Genomic DNA, 15711 nt, shown 5'->3' with positions numbered 1-15711 from the left:
GCAATTAGCTTACCGTCCCCGCAAAACTCGACGAACCATGTTGCTGCCGGTTGTTCACCAGTTCCTTGGCTGGCCGTCCCCTGAAGAGGTTGTGGAGCCGTCTGGTGCGGGTCCGGGGGTCATTGCGTCCCTGGCCCAAGACAAAATCGGTAGGGCACTCAGCAGACTGACGGACGCCCGCGTCAGGGTCGGCATTCTCGCGGAGAATCCGAGGGCCGACACAACAGAAGCTCCCATTGCGATCGTATGCGAGTTTGACCGTCCCGTTGAGGCCAAGCTCATCGAGGAGGCTCGACGCCTGGCGTGGAATTTTTGCCGATCCCGCCTCCTCGTGACCCTGGAGCCACATCTTATTAGGGCTTGGACCTGCTGGAAGCGCCCCAGCACAGGCAAGGAACAGCTTGCCGATGAATCACTGGTAGCATCGATCGATCCCAAGAAGATCGCAAGCCAGGCGGCACAATCCCTCCATTGGGTCGAACTGGCAACGGGCCAATTTTTTCAAAAGAACGAGCCGCACTTTATGCGGGAAGAGCGTGCGGATCTTCTGCTGTTGGCCAATTTAAAGCAGCTTCGAAAACAAATGAAGGCCACGCAGCTGCCAGAGGACATTATCCATGATCTGTTGGCGCGCGTCATATTCATTCAGTTTTTGATGCAGAGGCTTGACGCAGCCGGCGTGCCAGCGCTCAGTCCCGCCGTACTTCGTCGCTTGTACGACGGCGGTGTCCTCAGCAATCTTCACACGTCCCTGGACGGAATATTATCGCACAAAGGCGATGCGTACCAACTCTTCAAATGGCTGAACGACAAGTTCAACGGCGATCTCTTTCCTGGCGAAGGCGATACCCCAGAGGCAAGGGAGGCTGAGTGGCAGCGAGAGATGTCTGCGGTAGGACAGACGCACCTCTCGATGCTCGCCGACTTTATCGGCGGTCGGCTCAAGTTGGAGGATGGACAGGCGTGTCTCTGGCCAATGTACTCATTCGATGTAATTCCGCTGGAGTTCATAAGCAGCATCTACGAAGAGTTTGTTCACGAGGACCAGTCAAGCGCGGGCGCTCATTATACCCCGGAGCATATTGTCGACCTTGTCCTCGATAGTGCTTTGCCGTGGACCGAAACCCAATGGAACCTGCGGATACTGGACCCGGCATGTGGCTCTGGCGTCTTTCTTGTCAAATGCTTTCAGCGGCTCATTCATCGCTGGAGAAGCGCGCATCCGGATGACGACGTTAACGCGTCGGTGTTGGCCACGATACTTAAACGAAATATTTGTGGCATCGACATTCATCCGAGCGCAGTGCGCGTAGCTTCATTCAGCTTGTACCTATCCATGTGCGATCAGATAGATCCGCGGCATTATTGGACCCAAGTAAAATTTCCGCGCCTCAGAAACCGTAGTATCATGGTCGGTGACTTCTTTTCGCCGACCACCGTGGAGCGCCTTGGGCAGCCTTCGTTCGACCTCGTGGTTGGCAATGCACCTTGGGGCGAAGGTCACATGACGGAGGACGCGCGGGTGTGGTCCCGTGCGAACAAGTGGGTAACGGCAAACGATGAGATTGGGACACTGTTCCTTCCTCGCGCAGCTGAACTAAGCAAGCCGGACGGCACCATCGTGATGCTGCAACCCGCTGGCGCTCTATTGTTCAATCGATCCAAAGTTATCGAACGGTATCGGAAGCGGCTATTTACTCAGTTTGCTGTAACGGAAATCGCCAACCTGTCAGCCCTACGATTTGGACTGTTTTCTAAAAGCCTAGCGCCATCTTGCGTGATTACCATGCAAGCACAGTCGCCTGCGAGAGACCACGAGGTCCTATACTATTCGACAAAGCAGCGCGACGATGCAAGTGATGAACGGGTGGTTATTGAGCCTCATGACATACACTTCGTGAAGAACGACCAATGTGCAACCGACCCTTGGCTGTGGTCGGTGCTCACTTGGGGAGGTAACCGGGACCTTGAACTGATCCATCGGCTTCGACAGCAGCCCCACACCCTCGGAACGCTAAAATCACGCGAAGGATGGATCGGAGGTGAGGGATATAAGCGGGGCAATCGCAAACTCATCATGGAGGATCTGGCCGATGGGACTTATGCTATCGTAAAACCCGGTCATCATCTATTACCGTTTGAGATCCTCGACTCCTTGGAGCCTAATTGGGACCCAGCTTTTGATGATGGCCATTTTGTAAACAAGGGCATTTTTAATGCGCCAATCCTTTTAATGGGAAAGTCGTGTACTGTTGAGCACGGATTTCGTTCTGCGATCGTAGATCGCAGAGCAATATTTCCAGCGTCAAGTGTATACGGAATGCACTTTCCGGAGAAGGATCGTGCCATAGCTGAGGCGACATGCGCAGTTATGGGCAGTTCCGTTGCACGATACTTCTTCACGCTGACTAGCGGCAGGGTTGCGTTCTATCGGCCAGAAGTTCTGGTCAAGGAACTGCTTTGCATGCCCATTGGGGACCCGTCGGCCGCTTCGGACGTGATGCAGCGAATCGGCTATCACGAACTGGCTGCGAACGCCAGTAATCCTGATACGGTTGCTGGACAGTGGCTCGGACTCCGCGAGTTTGACTGGCTTCTTATTGACGATTTTTGTCGTGTTACCCTTGCCGATTTTCGCCAACCACACCTCGGCGTTGGCAAGGCGCCAGCTAGTCACGACGTGTTGATGCGCTACTGTGAAACATTTGTTCGGTGCATTGGTGCGGGATTTTCCAAGAAGGCCAGCGCTACACTGTTCTCAATCCCGAACCAAGATTTTCCCGTACGACTAGTCGCGATCCACCTCGGCGTAGCTCGCGACGGGGTGGAGATATGCCATGATACCGATAGTCAATTAATCGCGCGCCTGCAACGCCTTAACGACATACTCCTCTCTCAGCGACGAAAGAGTGGTGGAATCTTCTACCAGGCGACTGCGAGGGTGTACGACTCAGTTCAAGTCGGCGCCCGGCGGGTTCCAACCGTATACCTTGTGAAACCGAACAGGATGCGATATTGGACGGGCTCTAGGGCACTTCGAGACGCTGATGACGTTGCTGCGGACATTATCGGTTCGTCAAGGATGGACGCGTCACAATGAACAGACGCTTTACGCCGGGTGAGTTGCGTTGGGAGACTCCAGAACTGAGCCAGTTGGCTTCTGAATGGAGTGCAGACGCCATTGTCAACCTACTCAAGGCTGTCTGGGCGGCGTACGATCGGTTGCTAATAGACATAATTGCCAAGATAGACTTGAGCCTGGCGGAAGACGATTTGGAACGCCAAATCACGCAGTTCTTAGAGCCTATGATCCGCCGCGAGCTCACGGGCGCTGAGCCTTTCTACGTACAGCATGGCACCTTCGAGGAAGAGTCCAGGCAGCCTGCGCCGGCTCAGCCTCCGCAGTACGACATTGCGTTTGTTCTACACTCCAACTGGCGCGTCATCTGGCCGCTTGAAGCCAAAGTGCTGAGAACTGATTCTTCAACCGCCGAATACGTAAAGGCAATTGTAGAGCAGTTCGTTTCTTGTCGATACGCGCCATTCACGGGGGAAGGCGGGATGCTTGGCTATCTCCTAAGTGGAAGCCCAGCGGCTGTACTTACAAAAGTCGCATCGGAATTAAGCTGCAAATTGAATGGGCACCCATCCTTTGGGGCACGCCCTCATTCAATTTCGAAGCATGCGCGCTCGGTTCCCAAGGGAAAGAAATACCCGTCGCGACTCACATGTCATCACTTAATTCTAACGATGAGCCACAGCGGGACGAATCCGAATCCGCCGGGGAGTGGACAGTCTCAGAATGGCGTGACGCCCGCACCGAGGGGTCGCACACCCCGGAGTGGACGCCTCGTGCGACCTAGGACGCGTGCGTCCACCTAGAGCGCCGAACAGGTCGCTCCTTCCTTGAGTTTACGCGGCCCTGGCCAAGGGTCGCTTGCGGGTCCGTCTGTCGAGCCCCGCCTCGATGCTCGGCTTCGGGCGCTCCCGGGGATAAACGTGCGAGGCCCCCTCGCATGCGAGGGGGCTTGCGGTTGGTTTGGTTCACCGTCGATTCATGACGCGAAGAAGCTTGGCGACGGCCGTGTGCGCCGCTCGCGCGGCGGCTGTGGTGTCGTCGTCAGTGTCCGGGAACATCGCGAGGAGCCGGTTGGCAGCATCATGCGCCACCGTCGCGGCGTCGATGTCGCCCGCTGCCGCTGCCGTGACCTCGCCCTGGACGAGGATGGCGAGAAGGGTCCTGCGTGGGTCGGCTCCGGGGATGCCCCAAAGGGCGGCCACGGGGTCCGAAGTGGCACCAACGCGCGCCAACGGTGCCGATCCGTCGTCAGCAGGATGCGGATCCAGCGGGTTACGCCGGGTCAGGGGTGACGGAATCCGAAGCGGAAGCGGATCACGTGAGCGCGAGCAGCTTCAGGTGCCCACGGGCGAGGTGCAGGCGGGCGTGGGCGGTCTTCGGTTTGATGCCGAGGAATTCGGCTTGCTCTTCGATCGCCCGCGTCAAACGAATTCACCCCCCACCAGAAGTGGTTGGTTCACTTGTGTCAAGTGGGCGGGCGGATCGACTCGGGTAAACCCGGTGGTATCTACGTTCGTCTCCCAAGCGGGTTGGACGCCCGGCTCGAGAGGTTCGACCTCCAAGGTCCTCGTCCACAGGTCCGGCGGCAGCGACTTGTCCACGCGCAGGTGTTGCCTCACCCTCCTCCAGACCGTGCCGCCTTGGACGCCGAGCGTGAAGAAGAGATACCGCTCCTTGACATCCCATTCGCCGCTGAGGCCGATGCTGGGGACATCGTGTATCTCTATCGTGAGGATCCCGCCCTTCTTTCCAAGGTAGCGGCGGCTCGCCTCTGCCTGGTCGTCCGCCGTATTGACGTTCTGCGTCCTCGGATTCGCGTCCCCTCCTCGCCGGTGGAACAGCTGCGCGCCCCCCCGAATGACAGAGCCCGGCATCCCAACGGCGGAGCGATAACCCTCGCGGTACCGCGCGATCCATGGCGCGAAGTTTGGGCTGCCGGGGTTACGCGCGTACTGGTCGACGCTGACTTCCCACCACGTCCGCGACTCCTCGGTGTGCGCGGCGACAGAAGTGATCACATCTGCGCCGGCGGCATCCCCGGCCGGGCTGGGTCTCCTCCGAATTTCCATGCAGATGATATGCTCGTGCCATACGAGCCTCGGGGTCTCGTGGAACCTGCTGAGCCGCGAGGCATCATACCGCATCCGAAATAACGCGTGGACGTTATGGCCGAAGACCTCGGCACTGGTGCGGTTCGTGGCGAATATGGTGATATTCTCGAGGCTCCATCTCCCCATAGACTCGCTCTCTTCCTCATGTGCCGAACGTCGGATCAGGCTTGCGCGGCAGCGGATAGCGGTGCGCAGCAGGCGGCAGCTTTCCTGTTCAGGATACGAGATCGAAGGTGTGTTTCAAGAAGTCGGTTTTCAAGAAATGCGTGTCTCGGACGAATGGGTTCGTCGGTAGCGCATCGAGCATCGCTCCCCGCGCGGAGAGCATCGTTGGGTTTACAATTCCGACGCATGCGAGACCGACTCTTCAGGCGAAAGCTCCCCCCGCTTCCGCCACATTCAGCGCCACGCTCTGCACGGCGCGCCGAAGTTGACGAGCCAGGTCCTCGTCCTTCGGTTCAATTCGCTCGGCAATTCGCCCCGCGTCCCCCGCCATCACCAAAACGACCTCATCGATCCCGAGCATAACGAAACCCTCCGCCCGACGACCCTTTCGACGATACGATCGTCGTCCCCGAGCGGGATCCCCTGAATCCCCGTCCCGCTTGCGCTTGCGCTTGCGCTCCCGCTTCCGCTTCCGGCTACGATACCCCCATGTCGTCCGCCCCTCTCCCGCCCCTGGCCCCCGGCGCCCTCCCCCTTGCCGGCCACTTCGTCGCCTACCGCGCCGATCCCCTCGCCTTCCTGATGTCCCTCGCCGCGCGCGGTCGCCTCGTCGGCATGCGCCTCGGCCCCATCGAGGCCTTCCTCGTTCGCGAGCCCGACGACATCGAGCGCGTCCTCGTCACCGAGCACCGCCGCTTCTGGAAAGACCGCATGACCCGCGGCCTCGGCCGTATCCTCGGCGACGGCCTCCTGACGAGCGAAGGCGACATCTGGCTGCGCCACCGCCGCCTCCTCGCGCCCGCGTTCCACCGCGAGCGCATCGCCACCTACGGCAGCGACATGGCCCTCGCGGCGGAGCACTTCGCCCTCGCCCGGGAGCCCGGCGAGGTCCGCGACCTCCACGCCGACATGATGCGACTCACCCTCGAAATCGTCGGCAAGGCCCTCTTCGACAGCGACGTCGGCCCGCGCGCCGCCGACGTCGCCCGCGCGCTCGACGCCGTCGTCGATCGATTCGGCACCGGCTTGATCACCCTCTTCCCCTGGATCGAGCGCCTCCCCTTGCCCGACAATCACCGCACCCGCGAGGCCATCGCCACCCTCGACGACGTCCTGCTCGGCGTCGTCCGGGCGCGGCGGGCGCGCGGCGGCGGCGGCTCCGATCTGCTCTCGATGCTCCTCGCGGCCGAGGACGACGCGGGCCGCGGCCTCTCCGATCGCGAGATGCGCGACGAGCTCATGACCCTCTTCCTCGCGGGCCACGAGACCACCGCCCTCGCCCTCTCCTACGCGTTCGTCCTGCTCTCGAAAAACCCCGACGCCGAGGCGCGCCTCCGCGCCGAGATCAACACGGTCCTCGGCGACGCGCTCCCCACCACGGAGCACCTCGCGCGCCTCCCGTTCGTCCGCGCCACGATCCTCGAAACCTTGCGCCTCTATCCGCCGGCCTGGGCCATCGGCCGCGAGGCCATCGAAGAGACCTCCCTCGCCGGCTACCGCATCCCCAAAGGCACCCAGCTCTGGATCAGCCAGTGGGTCAACCACCGCGACGCCCGCTATTTCCCCGAGCCCGAGCGCTTCCTCCCCGAACGCTGGCTCGGCGGCCTCGAGCGCGCTCTCCCTCGCTTCGCGTATTATCCCTTCGGCGGCGGACCTCGCATCTGCATCGGCAATCAGTTCTCCCTCCTCGAGGCCTCCCTCGTCCTCGCCACGATCCTCCGCCGCGTCCGCGTCCGTGTCCTCGAACAGCGCCCGCTCGCGTTCGTGCCGATGATCACCCTCCGCCCGACGGGCCCGATCGTCGTCGCGTACGAGCCTGCGCCGAAGCCCGATCTACTTCGCGTGCCCGTCTCGGCCGTGCCCTGACGCGACCTCGGCCACCGCTTCGAGCAGCGGCTCGAGCCCCACGGGCTTGTGCAGCACGCGCGTCGGCCCGAGCGCCGCGATCGGCTCGACCGCCCGCGACCCCGCCGCCGTCATCACCACGACCGGCACCGCCGCGAGCAACGGATCGGCGCTCTGCGCCCGCCGGAATTGCTCGCCGTTCATCACCGGCATCATCAGGTCGAGCAGGATCACGTCCGGCAGCGGACCGTCGTGCAGCCGCGTCAGCGCCTCCGCGCCGTTGGCGGCTTCCATCACGCGATACCCCTCCTCCGCGAGGACCATCGTCACGGTGCGGCGAAGATCCTCGTCGTCGTCCACCACCAGCACGCAGCGGCTAGCCCCCGACAACGCCCTGGCCCTCCTGCTCGGGCGCCGCGCCCCGGGCGAGCGGGAGGCACACCGTGAACGTCGCGCCTTGCCCCTCGATCGAGGCGACCGACACGTGGCCGCCCATCTGCTCCACGAATTGCCGCACGATCCACAGCCCGAGCCCGAAGCCGCCGTAATGGCTCGCCGGCACCGCTCGCTCGAACCGTTCGAAGATCCGCCCCTGCGCCTCCGCCGCGATGCCGATGCCCCGATCCCGCACCACGAGCTCGGCCTCGCCCCGGCGCCGCGCGACCTCGATCGTCACCGGCCGCCCCGCGCCGTACTTGATCGCGTTCGTCAGCAGGTTCGTCACCACCTGATCGAGCCGCCCCTCGTCCCATTGCCCGACGACGCCCGCCTCGGCCCGCACCTCCAGCGTGGCGCCCGCCGCCGCGGCTTGCACCGAGAGCCGCTCCGTCACCCGACGCACGAGCGCTCCGAGATCCGTCTCCGCGATCGACAGCGACAGCTTTCCCGACGAGAGCTGCGAGACGTCGAGGAGCTGATCCACGAGCGAGACGCACCGCTCCACCTGCCGCATCGCCATCTCGATCCGCGGCATCGCATCGGCCCGACTGAGCCCAGCTTCTCCGCCCCGCGCCGTCGCGCGGTGCAGCGCCTCCAGCGTCAGCCGCAGCGTCGCGATCGGCGTGCGCAGCTCGTGCGACGCGACCGAGAGGAAATCGTCTCGCGCACGCAGGGCCCCCCGCAGATCGGTCGCGAGCCGCGCGAGATCCGCCGCTTGCCCGAGCACGATGCTCACCACGGCCGCGCGCAGCGCGCTCGCGGCCTCGATCTCCCACGGCTTCCAGGGCTCCGCGCACCCCTTCACCGTCTGCCGCCAGACCTCGAACGAGCGGCGCGGCTCGATCCGCATCGTGCTCGGATCCCGCGTCGTGGGCTTGCGCGGATCGCCGGCCCACGAGATCGTCCGCTCGATCTCCGGGCGGAACCACATCGACATCGTCCGCCCCTCCGGGCTGAACGACGTCACGAGCAGCCCGCTCGCCACGGGCGCGAGCGCGCGCGCGAACGGCAGCGCCGCTCCGAGCGCGTCCGTCACGAAGATCGGCTCCTTCATCGTCTCCCGCAGCCACGCCACGATGCTCCGCACATCCTCCGCCGTCGGCGTCACGCCTGCCGTCGCCACCTCGGCCCCGTCCACCACGGCCACGCCCGCCGCCTCCACGAACCCGAGCAGCGACGAGACCTGCCCGAGCAGGCCCCGCTCGGCCTCGCCTTTGGCGGTCGCGCGGTGGGTCGACGCGCCGAGCTGCGCCGTGACCTGCTCGACGTAGCGCTGCGCGAGCATGCTCGCGCGGACCGACTGCTCTGCCGCTTCTTTTTGATGGAGCATCTCCATCTGGAACGACGCCACGCGCCCGAGCACCTCGCACACGCCACGCATCGACGGCACGAGCAGCCGGGGCGCGCGGTGATGACACGCGACGAGCCCGAACAGCGCTCCTTCGCGGAGGAGCGAGATCGACATCGACGCGCACACGCCCATGTTGCGGAGGTAATGCACATGCACGGGCGAGACGCTGCGCAGCCAGGCGTCGCTCAGGTCGAGCGGGCGGCCCGTCCGCGGGTTGTCCGGCGGCACGAGGGGCGAAGGGATCGCCTCCACGTCCCGGATGCACCGGACGAGGTTTTTCGTGTACAGCCGACGCGCCTGGGCGGGGATGTCCGAGGCCGGGTAATGCTGCCCCAGATACGGCTCGAGCTCCGGCTCGCGCGCCTCGGCCACCACCTCGCCGTGCAGGTCCTCGTGGAACCGGTAGACCATCACCCGGTCGTAGCCCGTGAGCGCCTTGACCTCGTTCGCCACGCTGCGGAAGAGGTCGACGACCGTCCGCGCGCCCGACAGCCGCGCGAGGAGCACCTGCAGGGTGCCTGCGATCCGGCTCTCCTCGGGCGGACCTGCCGCCTCGAGCTCGAGCACGAGAAGGCCCTCCGTGCGGTACAGCATCGCCGTGAACGCGAGCCCCGCGAAGCGCAGGAAGAGCGGGCTCTCCTTGCGGAGCGAGGGTTGCCGCAGGGCGCGTTCGAAGAGATCCCACGACCCCGGATCGAGGAACGCCCGGAGGGGCTGACCGAGGAGCGCACGCGCGTCCACGCCGACCAGGGCGCGGGTGTTCTCGCTTGCCTGCACCACCCGCAGATCGTCTTCGCGCACCGCGAGGAGGGCTCCGTGCGGCTGCACGGCGCCCGGGACGTGGATCGGCTCGCGCGCGCACTCCTCGAGCACCTCGGCGCTGACGTCGAGCGCCTCGGTGCCGATGTCGACCTCGCTCGTCGCCGCCATCGGAGCCCCCCGTCGTCCCGCTCGGGTTGCCCGAGCGACGCCCCCAAACCCCCGCCTTCCCGGGGAAGCAACACTGGGGCCCGCCGCCGCGCGCGGGCGTGCCCAACCATGTTTTTCGTTGTCGACGATGGGGGCTCCGCTCCGCAAGCGGAGCTGTGCCCCCAAACCCCCCCACGAACATTCTCGCGGCGGCTCCAGCCGTGTCATACCGTGGGCCCATGAGCCGGGTCGTCCTGCACGTCGACATGGATGCGTTTTACGCCTCCGTCGAGCAGCGCGACGACCCGCGCCTCCGCGGCCGCCCCGTCATCGTCGGCGGACACCCGCGCCGCGGCGTCGTCCTCGCGGCCTCCTACGAGGTCCGCCCCTTCGGCGTCCGCAGCGCCATGCCCATGGCCCGCGCGCTCGTCCTCGCGCCGAATGCGATCGTCGTCCCCCCGCGCTTCTCCGCGTACGTCGAGGCGAGCGAGCAGATCCACGCGATCTTCGAGTCCGTCACGCCCCTCGTCGAGCCCCTCTCGCTCGACGAGGCCTTCCTCGACGTCACGGCCTCCCGCGCGCTCTTCGGCACCGGCGAGGCCATCGCCACGCGGATCCGCGCGCGCATCGCCGATGAAGTGCGCCTCCCGGCCTCGGCCGGCGTCGCCTCCTCGAAGCTCGTCGCGAAGATCGCCTCCGACCTCGCCAAGCCGAACGGCCAGCGCGTCGTCGCGCCCGAGGACACCACGCGGTTCCTCGCGCCCCTGCCTGTCTCGCGCCTCTGGGGCGTCGGACCGAAGACCGAGGAGATCCTGCGCGCGCACGGCTTGCACACCATCGGCGACGTCGCCGCGCGGGATCCTGTCTCGCTTGGGGTCCTGCTCGGCAAGCTCGGCCCGCACATTCACGCCCTCGCGACCGGGCACGGCGACGATCGCCCCGTCGTCCCGGACCGCGAGCAAAAATCCCTCGGAGCCGAGGACACGTTCGAAGAAGACCTCCAGGGCATCGCGGCCCTCGCCCCGCACGTCCACGCGCAGGCCTTGCGCGTCGGCCGCCGCTTGCGCCGCGCCGGACTCGTCACGCGTGCGGTGGTCCTGAAGATCAAGCTTTCGGACCACACCCTCGTCACCCGCCGGACCACGCTCGACGAGCCCACCGACGACGGAAACCTCCTCCACCGCGCGGCCCTCGCGCTCCTCGAAGGCTTGCCCCAAGCGCGCCGGGTCCGCCTCACGGGCGTCTCAGCGCACGAGCTCAGCCGCGGCGGGGGCCAGCTCCCACTTTTCGACCAGGGCGCGCAGCGCTCGAAGCGTCTCAACCAGGTCCTCGACCGCATCGCCGACCGCTTCGGCGCTGCCGCGGTCGTCCCGGCCGACGTCGCCGGCCTCGGGCACGGCGGCGCGGACGACGAGGCGCGCCGCAAGATCGGCGCAGCGCGGTTCGACGCTCCCACCTCCCCCCTCTCCCGGCGAGAGAGGGACCGGGGGTGAGGGTCGTCCAGGCTCTTGTCATTCCAGCCCAAAGCTACTAAGGCGACCGCATGTCGGCCGAGACCCTCGATGCCTCTCGTGGCGCGCGCAGGACGTTCGTTTCCTCGCGCCTCGGATCGCTGCTCGCCGTGGCGCCGCTCGGCGTCTGGACCGTGAACCACGTGTGGGACAACCTCTCGGCCTTCCAAGGCGCCGAGGCGTGGCAAACGTCCGTCACCCAGCACGCGCACCCCGTCGCGCACGGGATCACGCTGCTCGTCGTCCTCTTGCCCCTCGTGATCCACACCGTCTGGGGCCTCGGCCGGCTCAAGAGCACGCGCCCGAACAACGCGCGCTATGGCTACTTCGCCAACCTCCGTTACATCCTCCAGCGCGCAAGCGCCCTCGGCGTGCTCTTCTTCCTCGGCGCACACATCTGGCTCGCGATGCTCCGCCCGCGTCTCCTCCTCGGCCACGCCGAGGCTTTCTCCGACATCGCGCACGAGATGCACCACCACATGCCGACGCTCGTGGTCTACATCCTCGGCACACTCGGCGTCGCGTATCACCTCGCCAACGGCATCGGCACCTTCGCGATGGGCTGGGGCCTCGCCGCAAGCCGCAAGTCGATCCGCACGATCGAGCGCCTCTCCTACGTCCTCTTCGTCATCCTGCTCGCCATGTCCTGGGGCGCGATTTTCGCGCTCTGGCGCGCGGGCACCTGAGTCTCAAGTCGAAGCCGCTTCGCTGGGGCTTTGCCCCAGACCCCACCGGGGCTGTCCGCCCCTGGACCCGGACCAGCGCAAGCGCTGGACTCGGGGTCGATGAACTGCGCTCCGCGCAGTTCATCGAACAGCCGGGTTCAAGACCACAGGCGACCCTGCCAGCCAAGACAGCAGCGCTGACGGCTTGGCCCGCAACGCGGTCCCACAGGCCAGGTCAAGACTGCGGACGATCCTGCCAAGCAAGACGGCAGCGTTGACGGTTCGACCGGCAACGCGGTCCCACCGGCCTGTGGGAAGAACTGCGCATCGCGCAGTTCTTCCCCAAAAGGTCCAGGGCTGGCCCTGGTCCGGGTCGAGGGGCGGATAGCCCCCGCGGGGCCCGGGGCAGCGCCCCGGCGCTACGCTACTGCAAGCACCCCCTGAGCCGCTCCCGCTGCGAAAATCCACCCGTTGTCTTGGGCCTGGCCGCTCCGTTAGGGTGGCTTTGGGCCCGTCTTGCTTTCACGCGCCCGCGCCTTCCTCATGCACCACCAAAAGCTTCGCCTCCTTTCCTGCGTCCCCCGCGCCCTCTTTGCCCTCGCTTTCGCCCTTGCCGGCTGCGGGGGGGATGAGGATGCGCCCACCTTCACCGCGCCCGACCGTGCCGAGGGGGCCCGCGCGCCTCTCACGGCCCCGTGTGGCGACCCGGACGAGCTCCGGTGCCTCCTCCCCTGGCCGTCGAGCGCCCACCTCGCTGCGGACGCCTCCACGGCCACCGGCGTTCGCCTCCGTGTCGAGGCCTCGAGCCTCCCGGTCGACGACGATCCCCGCTCCTTCGCGCTCGCCGACGGGTTTTCCCGGGTGAGCCCTCTCGCCATTGGGTTCGCCGGCCCCGTCGCCTTGCCTCAGGCGGCCTCCCCCACCGAGGGCCCCGTCCGCCTCCTCCTCGCGCAGCACGACCATGCGCGCCGCGGCGAATCCGTCCCCGTGCGCCTCTCCACGATTCCTGGCGAGGATCCGGCCACCGAGACCCTCGTCCTCGGGTATCCCATGCGCCCGCTCGAGCCTGGCGCCGATTACGTGGCCGTCGTCCTCGACGACCTCGAGATGGAAGGCGGCGCCTCCATCGCGCCCACCCGCCAGACCCAGATCGCGCTTGGCCTCGCCGCGCCGGACACGCAGGCCGAGGCCGACCTCCGCGGCTACCACGCCCCCACTCGAAAGCTCCTCGCCGACGCGGGCATCGATCCGGCGCATGTCCTTCGCGTCTTCGATTTCACGACCCGCTCCGGCGACGACCCCACGAAGCGGCTCACGGCCATGCGCAAGGCGGCCATTGAATCCGTCTCCCAGGGCGGCGTCACCGTTGCAATCGACTCTGTCGACTTCGACCCGAACCCGGCCGTCGCGGCCATCGTGCGTGGCCGCCTCGTCGGCCTCCCGTCGTTCCTCGAAGACGACCTCGACCTCTCGGTCGACGAGGCGGGCGCCGTCGTTGCCAAGGGCACGCACGAGGCGCCCTTCCGCGTCATGGTCCCGGCGGGCGCGGGTGATTACCGGTTCGTCATGTATGGCCATGGCATGGGCGGCGACGTCGACGACAGCGCGTTCGACCAGGAGCTCGGCCAGAATGGCATTGGCAAGGTCGGCATGCGCTTCGACGGCTGGACCGGCGACGACGTCATCGAGACCTTCGTCGGCATGAAGCGCATGGCCGAGGCCACGCACCGCTCGACGTCGCGCCTCATGCAGGCCATCGCCGACGGCGCGGCCATTCAGGCGGCGATGAACACGATTCTCGGCGAGCTCCTCTCCGGCCCCACCTTCGATGGCGGGGCGAACCCGCTCATCGGCCGCAAGCCCGACGGCAGCATTCCGGTCTGGGCGGGCGGCTCCCTCGGCGGCACGCTCGGCCTCGTGTATGCGTCCGTCGACCCCGACATGCATTACGGCGTCCTCAACGTCCCCGGCGCTGGCTGGACGCATTTCATCCCTGGCTCGAACGTCTACTCCACGGTCCGCGGCCTCCTCCGCACGAGTTATGGCGGCAACCTCGACGTTGGCCATGCGCTCGCGCTCAGCCAATCGAACTGGGACGACGTCGACGGCTCGGTCTGGGCCGATCGAAACCCGGACGAGCCCACGGCGTATCTGGTCCAGGAGAGCATGGGCGACCCGATCTTGCCGAACGAGGGCACGGCGCTCCTCTCCGTGGCGGTCGGCGCGAGCCAGGTCGGCGCGGTCTTGAGCCCGATCCTCGGCGTCGAGACCTCGGCTGAGGTCGTCGGCAAGAGCGGGCTCACGCAATTCCGGACGGCGGACATGGATGCGTACGACATCCACGGCTTTGCGGCGACGAGCGGCCCTGCGGGGGACGCGGCGCGCCAGCAGATCACGACCTACCTGAAATCGGTCTGGGCCGGCGCGCCGAAGATCGTGGTCCCCGAAGGCTGCGCCGGCGGCAACTGCGACTTCACCAAGTAATCACTTCAGGACGAGCTTCCCCTCTTTCGTGAGGCAGCTGAACGTCTCGTCGTTCGGCGGCGTCCCGTCGTCTCGGCAGGGCGGGGGCACGTCGAACGCCTCGCCGACCGGCGCTTTCGGATACCAGCAGACGCCGTCGAGGTGACGGACGAGATACTGTTGGTCGCCCTCCGTGCTGGTATCGATCTTCCAATCGGTCGAATCGTACACGATGATCGACCCCTTCTCGCAGATCCACTCGGCCTTCTCGATGTGCTCCTTTTTCCAGATGGGAGCGGGCTTGTTGCCCTTTGCGGGCATGCGGTCACAGGGGACGAGCTGGCGGGCGCCGTCGAATCTTTGCGCGGACATGCTGCCGATGTTCCGGAGGGGCATGATGGTCGTGGTCCACTCCGTCCCGGGGCGCTGCTCGCCGGCGCGCACGTAGAGCGAGGCATATCCGCACGCCTCTTCGGTCGAGCCCTTCTTGCGGATGGCGTCGCGCATCTGCCCGCATTTCCGCTCGGCTTCCTCGACCTTCAGGGGCCCCTCGACCGTATCGACGGTCCACCCTTCCTCCAGTTGCCCGTGGCTGGCATCGGAGCAGGCCTGCGCCTGGATGAGGGCGTTGAAGTAGGTCTCCATCTTGTCGAAGCTGCTCAGCTTTGATGCCTCGACGGTGGCATTGTACTTCTTCACGAAGTCGACGCGCCACGCTTTGCCCTCCTCCGTATCCGCGCCGAAGGAGTCCGTTGCGGCGGCGAACAGCGCCCCGCAGCCGAGCGGCCCCGCACACGCGAGCAAGAAAAGCAGTGGCCCGAGGAGCGCGCTCCGCCGCGCCGGGATCATATCTTTCATCGCATCACCCAGATGGTTGCCATGTTGAACTAGACAGGTGTCAGTCCGTTGACATCGCGGCGTCTATCACGCGCATGCCGGCGAATCAATCATGGTGGTGGGGCGCGTTGCTGCTCCCGTCAACGTTCCGCGTCGACGCGTCGATCCCGATCTCGGCGAACGCGCGGGCCTCGGCGAAGGCGTTTCGCTGGGGCTTTGCCCCAGGCCCCACCCGGGGCTATCCGCCCCGGGACCCGGACCAGCGCAAGCGCTGGACTCGTGGTCGATGAACTGCGCAATGCGCAGTTCATCGAACAGCCGATGCAAGACCACAAGC

The 15711-nt window shown here is 65.9% G+C and carries 11 protein-coding genes; 5 read left to right on the top strand and 6 right to left on the bottom strand.

What is annotated here, in order from left to right; all coding sequences use genetic code 11:
* The first annotated feature begins 37 nt into the window (after nt 1–37).
* A complete protein-coding gene (locus tag QHF85_RS11605; protein WP_281327197.1) occupies nt 38–3100 on the top strand; it encodes an N-6 DNA methylase in 3063 nt (1020 codons plus the stop codon).
* Nucleotides 3101–4044: 944 nt separating this feature from the next.
* On the opposite strand, the gene QHF85_RS11600 is transcribed toward QHF85_RS11605, so the two are convergent.
* The 3 genes from QHF85_RS11600 to QHF85_RS11590 all read right to left on the bottom strand — a co-directional run bounded on the left by QHF85_RS11600 (nt 4045) and on the right by QHF85_RS11590 (nt 5716).
* Nucleotides 4045–4281 (bottom strand): hypothetical protein, encoded by a 237-nt coding sequence (locus tag QHF85_RS11600; protein ID WP_281327196.1) that lies wholly within the window; start codon nt 4279–4281, stop codon nt 4045–4047.
* Between the two features lie 219 nt (nt 4282–4500).
* Entirely contained in the window at nt 4501–5316 is an 816-nt protein-coding gene (locus QHF85_RS11595) for a hypothetical protein (protein WP_281327195.1), read from the bottom strand.
* A gap of 241 nt (nt 5317–5557) precedes the next feature.
* Nucleotides 5558–5716 carry a hypothetical protein gene (locus tag QHF85_RS11590; RefSeq protein WP_281327194.1) on the bottom strand — a complete coding sequence of 53 codons (159 nt, stop codon included), beginning with the start codon at nt 5714–5716 and terminating at the stop codon, nt 5558–5560.
* 128 nt (nt 5717–5844) lie between these two features.
* On the opposite strand from QHF85_RS11590, the gene QHF85_RS11585 reads away from it, so the two are divergent.
* Complete coding sequence (locus QHF85_RS11585; protein ID WP_281327193.1) at nt 5845–7221, top strand: cytochrome P450; 1377 nt, start codon at nt 5845–5847, stop codon at nt 7219–7221.
* Here QHF85_RS11585 and QHF85_RS11580 read toward each other — a convergent pair.
* Nucleotides 7189–7569: a response regulator gene (locus QHF85_RS11580; protein WP_281327192.1), complete on the bottom strand. Its 381-nt coding sequence runs from the start codon at nt 7567–7569 to the stop codon at nt 7189–7191. The genes QHF85_RS11585 and QHF85_RS11580 overlap by 33 nt on opposite strands.
* Nucleotides 7570–7576: 7 nt before the next feature.
* Nucleotides 7577–9919, bottom strand: coding sequence for an ATP-binding protein (locus tag QHF85_RS11575; RefSeq protein ID WP_281327191.1), 2343 nt, complete (start codon nt 9917–9919; stop codon nt 7577–7579).
* A gap of 218 nt (nt 9920–10137) precedes the next feature.
* Between QHF85_RS11575 and dinB the strand changes: the two genes are divergently transcribed.
* The 3 genes from dinB (at nt 10138) to QHF85_RS11560 (ending at nt 14558) form a co-directional block, all read left to right on the top strand.
* Nucleotides 10138–11391 carry a DNA polymerase IV gene (gene dinB / locus QHF85_RS11570; RefSeq protein ID WP_281327190.1) on the top strand — a complete coding sequence of 418 codons (1254 nt, stop codon included), beginning with the start codon at nt 10138–10140 and terminating at the stop codon, nt 11389–11391.
* A 50-nt stretch (nt 11392–11441) separates the two neighbouring features.
* Entirely contained in the window at nt 11442–12095 is a 654-nt protein-coding gene (locus QHF85_RS11565; RefSeq protein WP_281327189.1) for a hypothetical protein, read from the top strand.
* A gap of 840 nt (nt 12096–12935) precedes the next feature.
* Nucleotides 12936–14558, top strand: a complete 1623-nt coding sequence (locus QHF85_RS11560) for a hypothetical protein (protein ID WP_281327188.1) — start codon at nt 12936–12938, stop codon at nt 14556–14558.
* Here the strand turns inward: QHF85_RS11560 and QHF85_RS11555 are convergent, their stop codons facing one another.
* The gene (locus QHF85_RS11555; RefSeq protein WP_281327187.1) at nt 14559–15395 is read right to left on the bottom strand and encodes a hypothetical protein; all 837 of its coding nucleotides are present in this window, start codon (nt 15393–15395) and stop codon (nt 14559–14561) included.
* Between the last annotated feature and the right edge of the window lie 316 nt (nt 15396–15711).

This window comes from Polyangium sp. 6x1 (assembly GCF_029946515.1).
Classification (GTDB): domain Bacteria; phylum Myxococcota_A; class Polyangia; order Polyangiales; family Polyangiaceae; genus Polyangium.
This window is presented reverse-complemented; position numbering and strand designations above follow the sequence as displayed.

Bases quoted from the DNA above. Each gene is read 5' to 3' on its own strand.
- dinB (WP_281327190.1), top strand. From the start codon at position 10,138: ATGAGCCGGGTCGTCCTGCACGTCGACATGGATGCGTTTTACGCCTCC.
- QHF85_RS11585 (WP_281327193.1), top strand. From the start codon at position 5,845: ATGTCGTCCGCCCCTCTCCCGCCCCTGGCCCCCGGCGCCCTCCCCCTT.
- QHF85_RS11595 (WP_281327195.1), bottom strand. From the start codon at position 5,316: ATGGGGAGATGGAGCCTCGAGAATATCACCATATTCGCCACGAACCGC.
- QHF85_RS11555 (WP_281327187.1), bottom strand. From the start codon at position 15,395: ATGAAAGATATGATCCCGGCGCGGCGGAGCGCGCTCCTCGGGCCACTG.
- QHF85_RS11605 (WP_281327197.1), top strand. From the start codon at position 38: ATGTTGCTGCCGGTTGTTCACCAGTTCCTTGGCTGGCCGTCCCCTGAA.
- QHF85_RS11590 (WP_281327194.1), bottom strand. From the start codon at position 5,716: ATGCTCGGGATCGATGAGGTCGTTTTGGTGATGGCGGGGGACGCGGGG.
- QHF85_RS11565 (WP_281327189.1), top strand. From the start codon at position 11,442: ATGTCGGCCGAGACCCTCGATGCCTCTCGTGGCGCGCGCAGGACGTTC.
- QHF85_RS11575 (WP_281327191.1), bottom strand. From the start codon at position 9,919: ATGGCGGCGACGAGCGAGGTCGACATCGGCACCGAGGCGCTCGACGTC.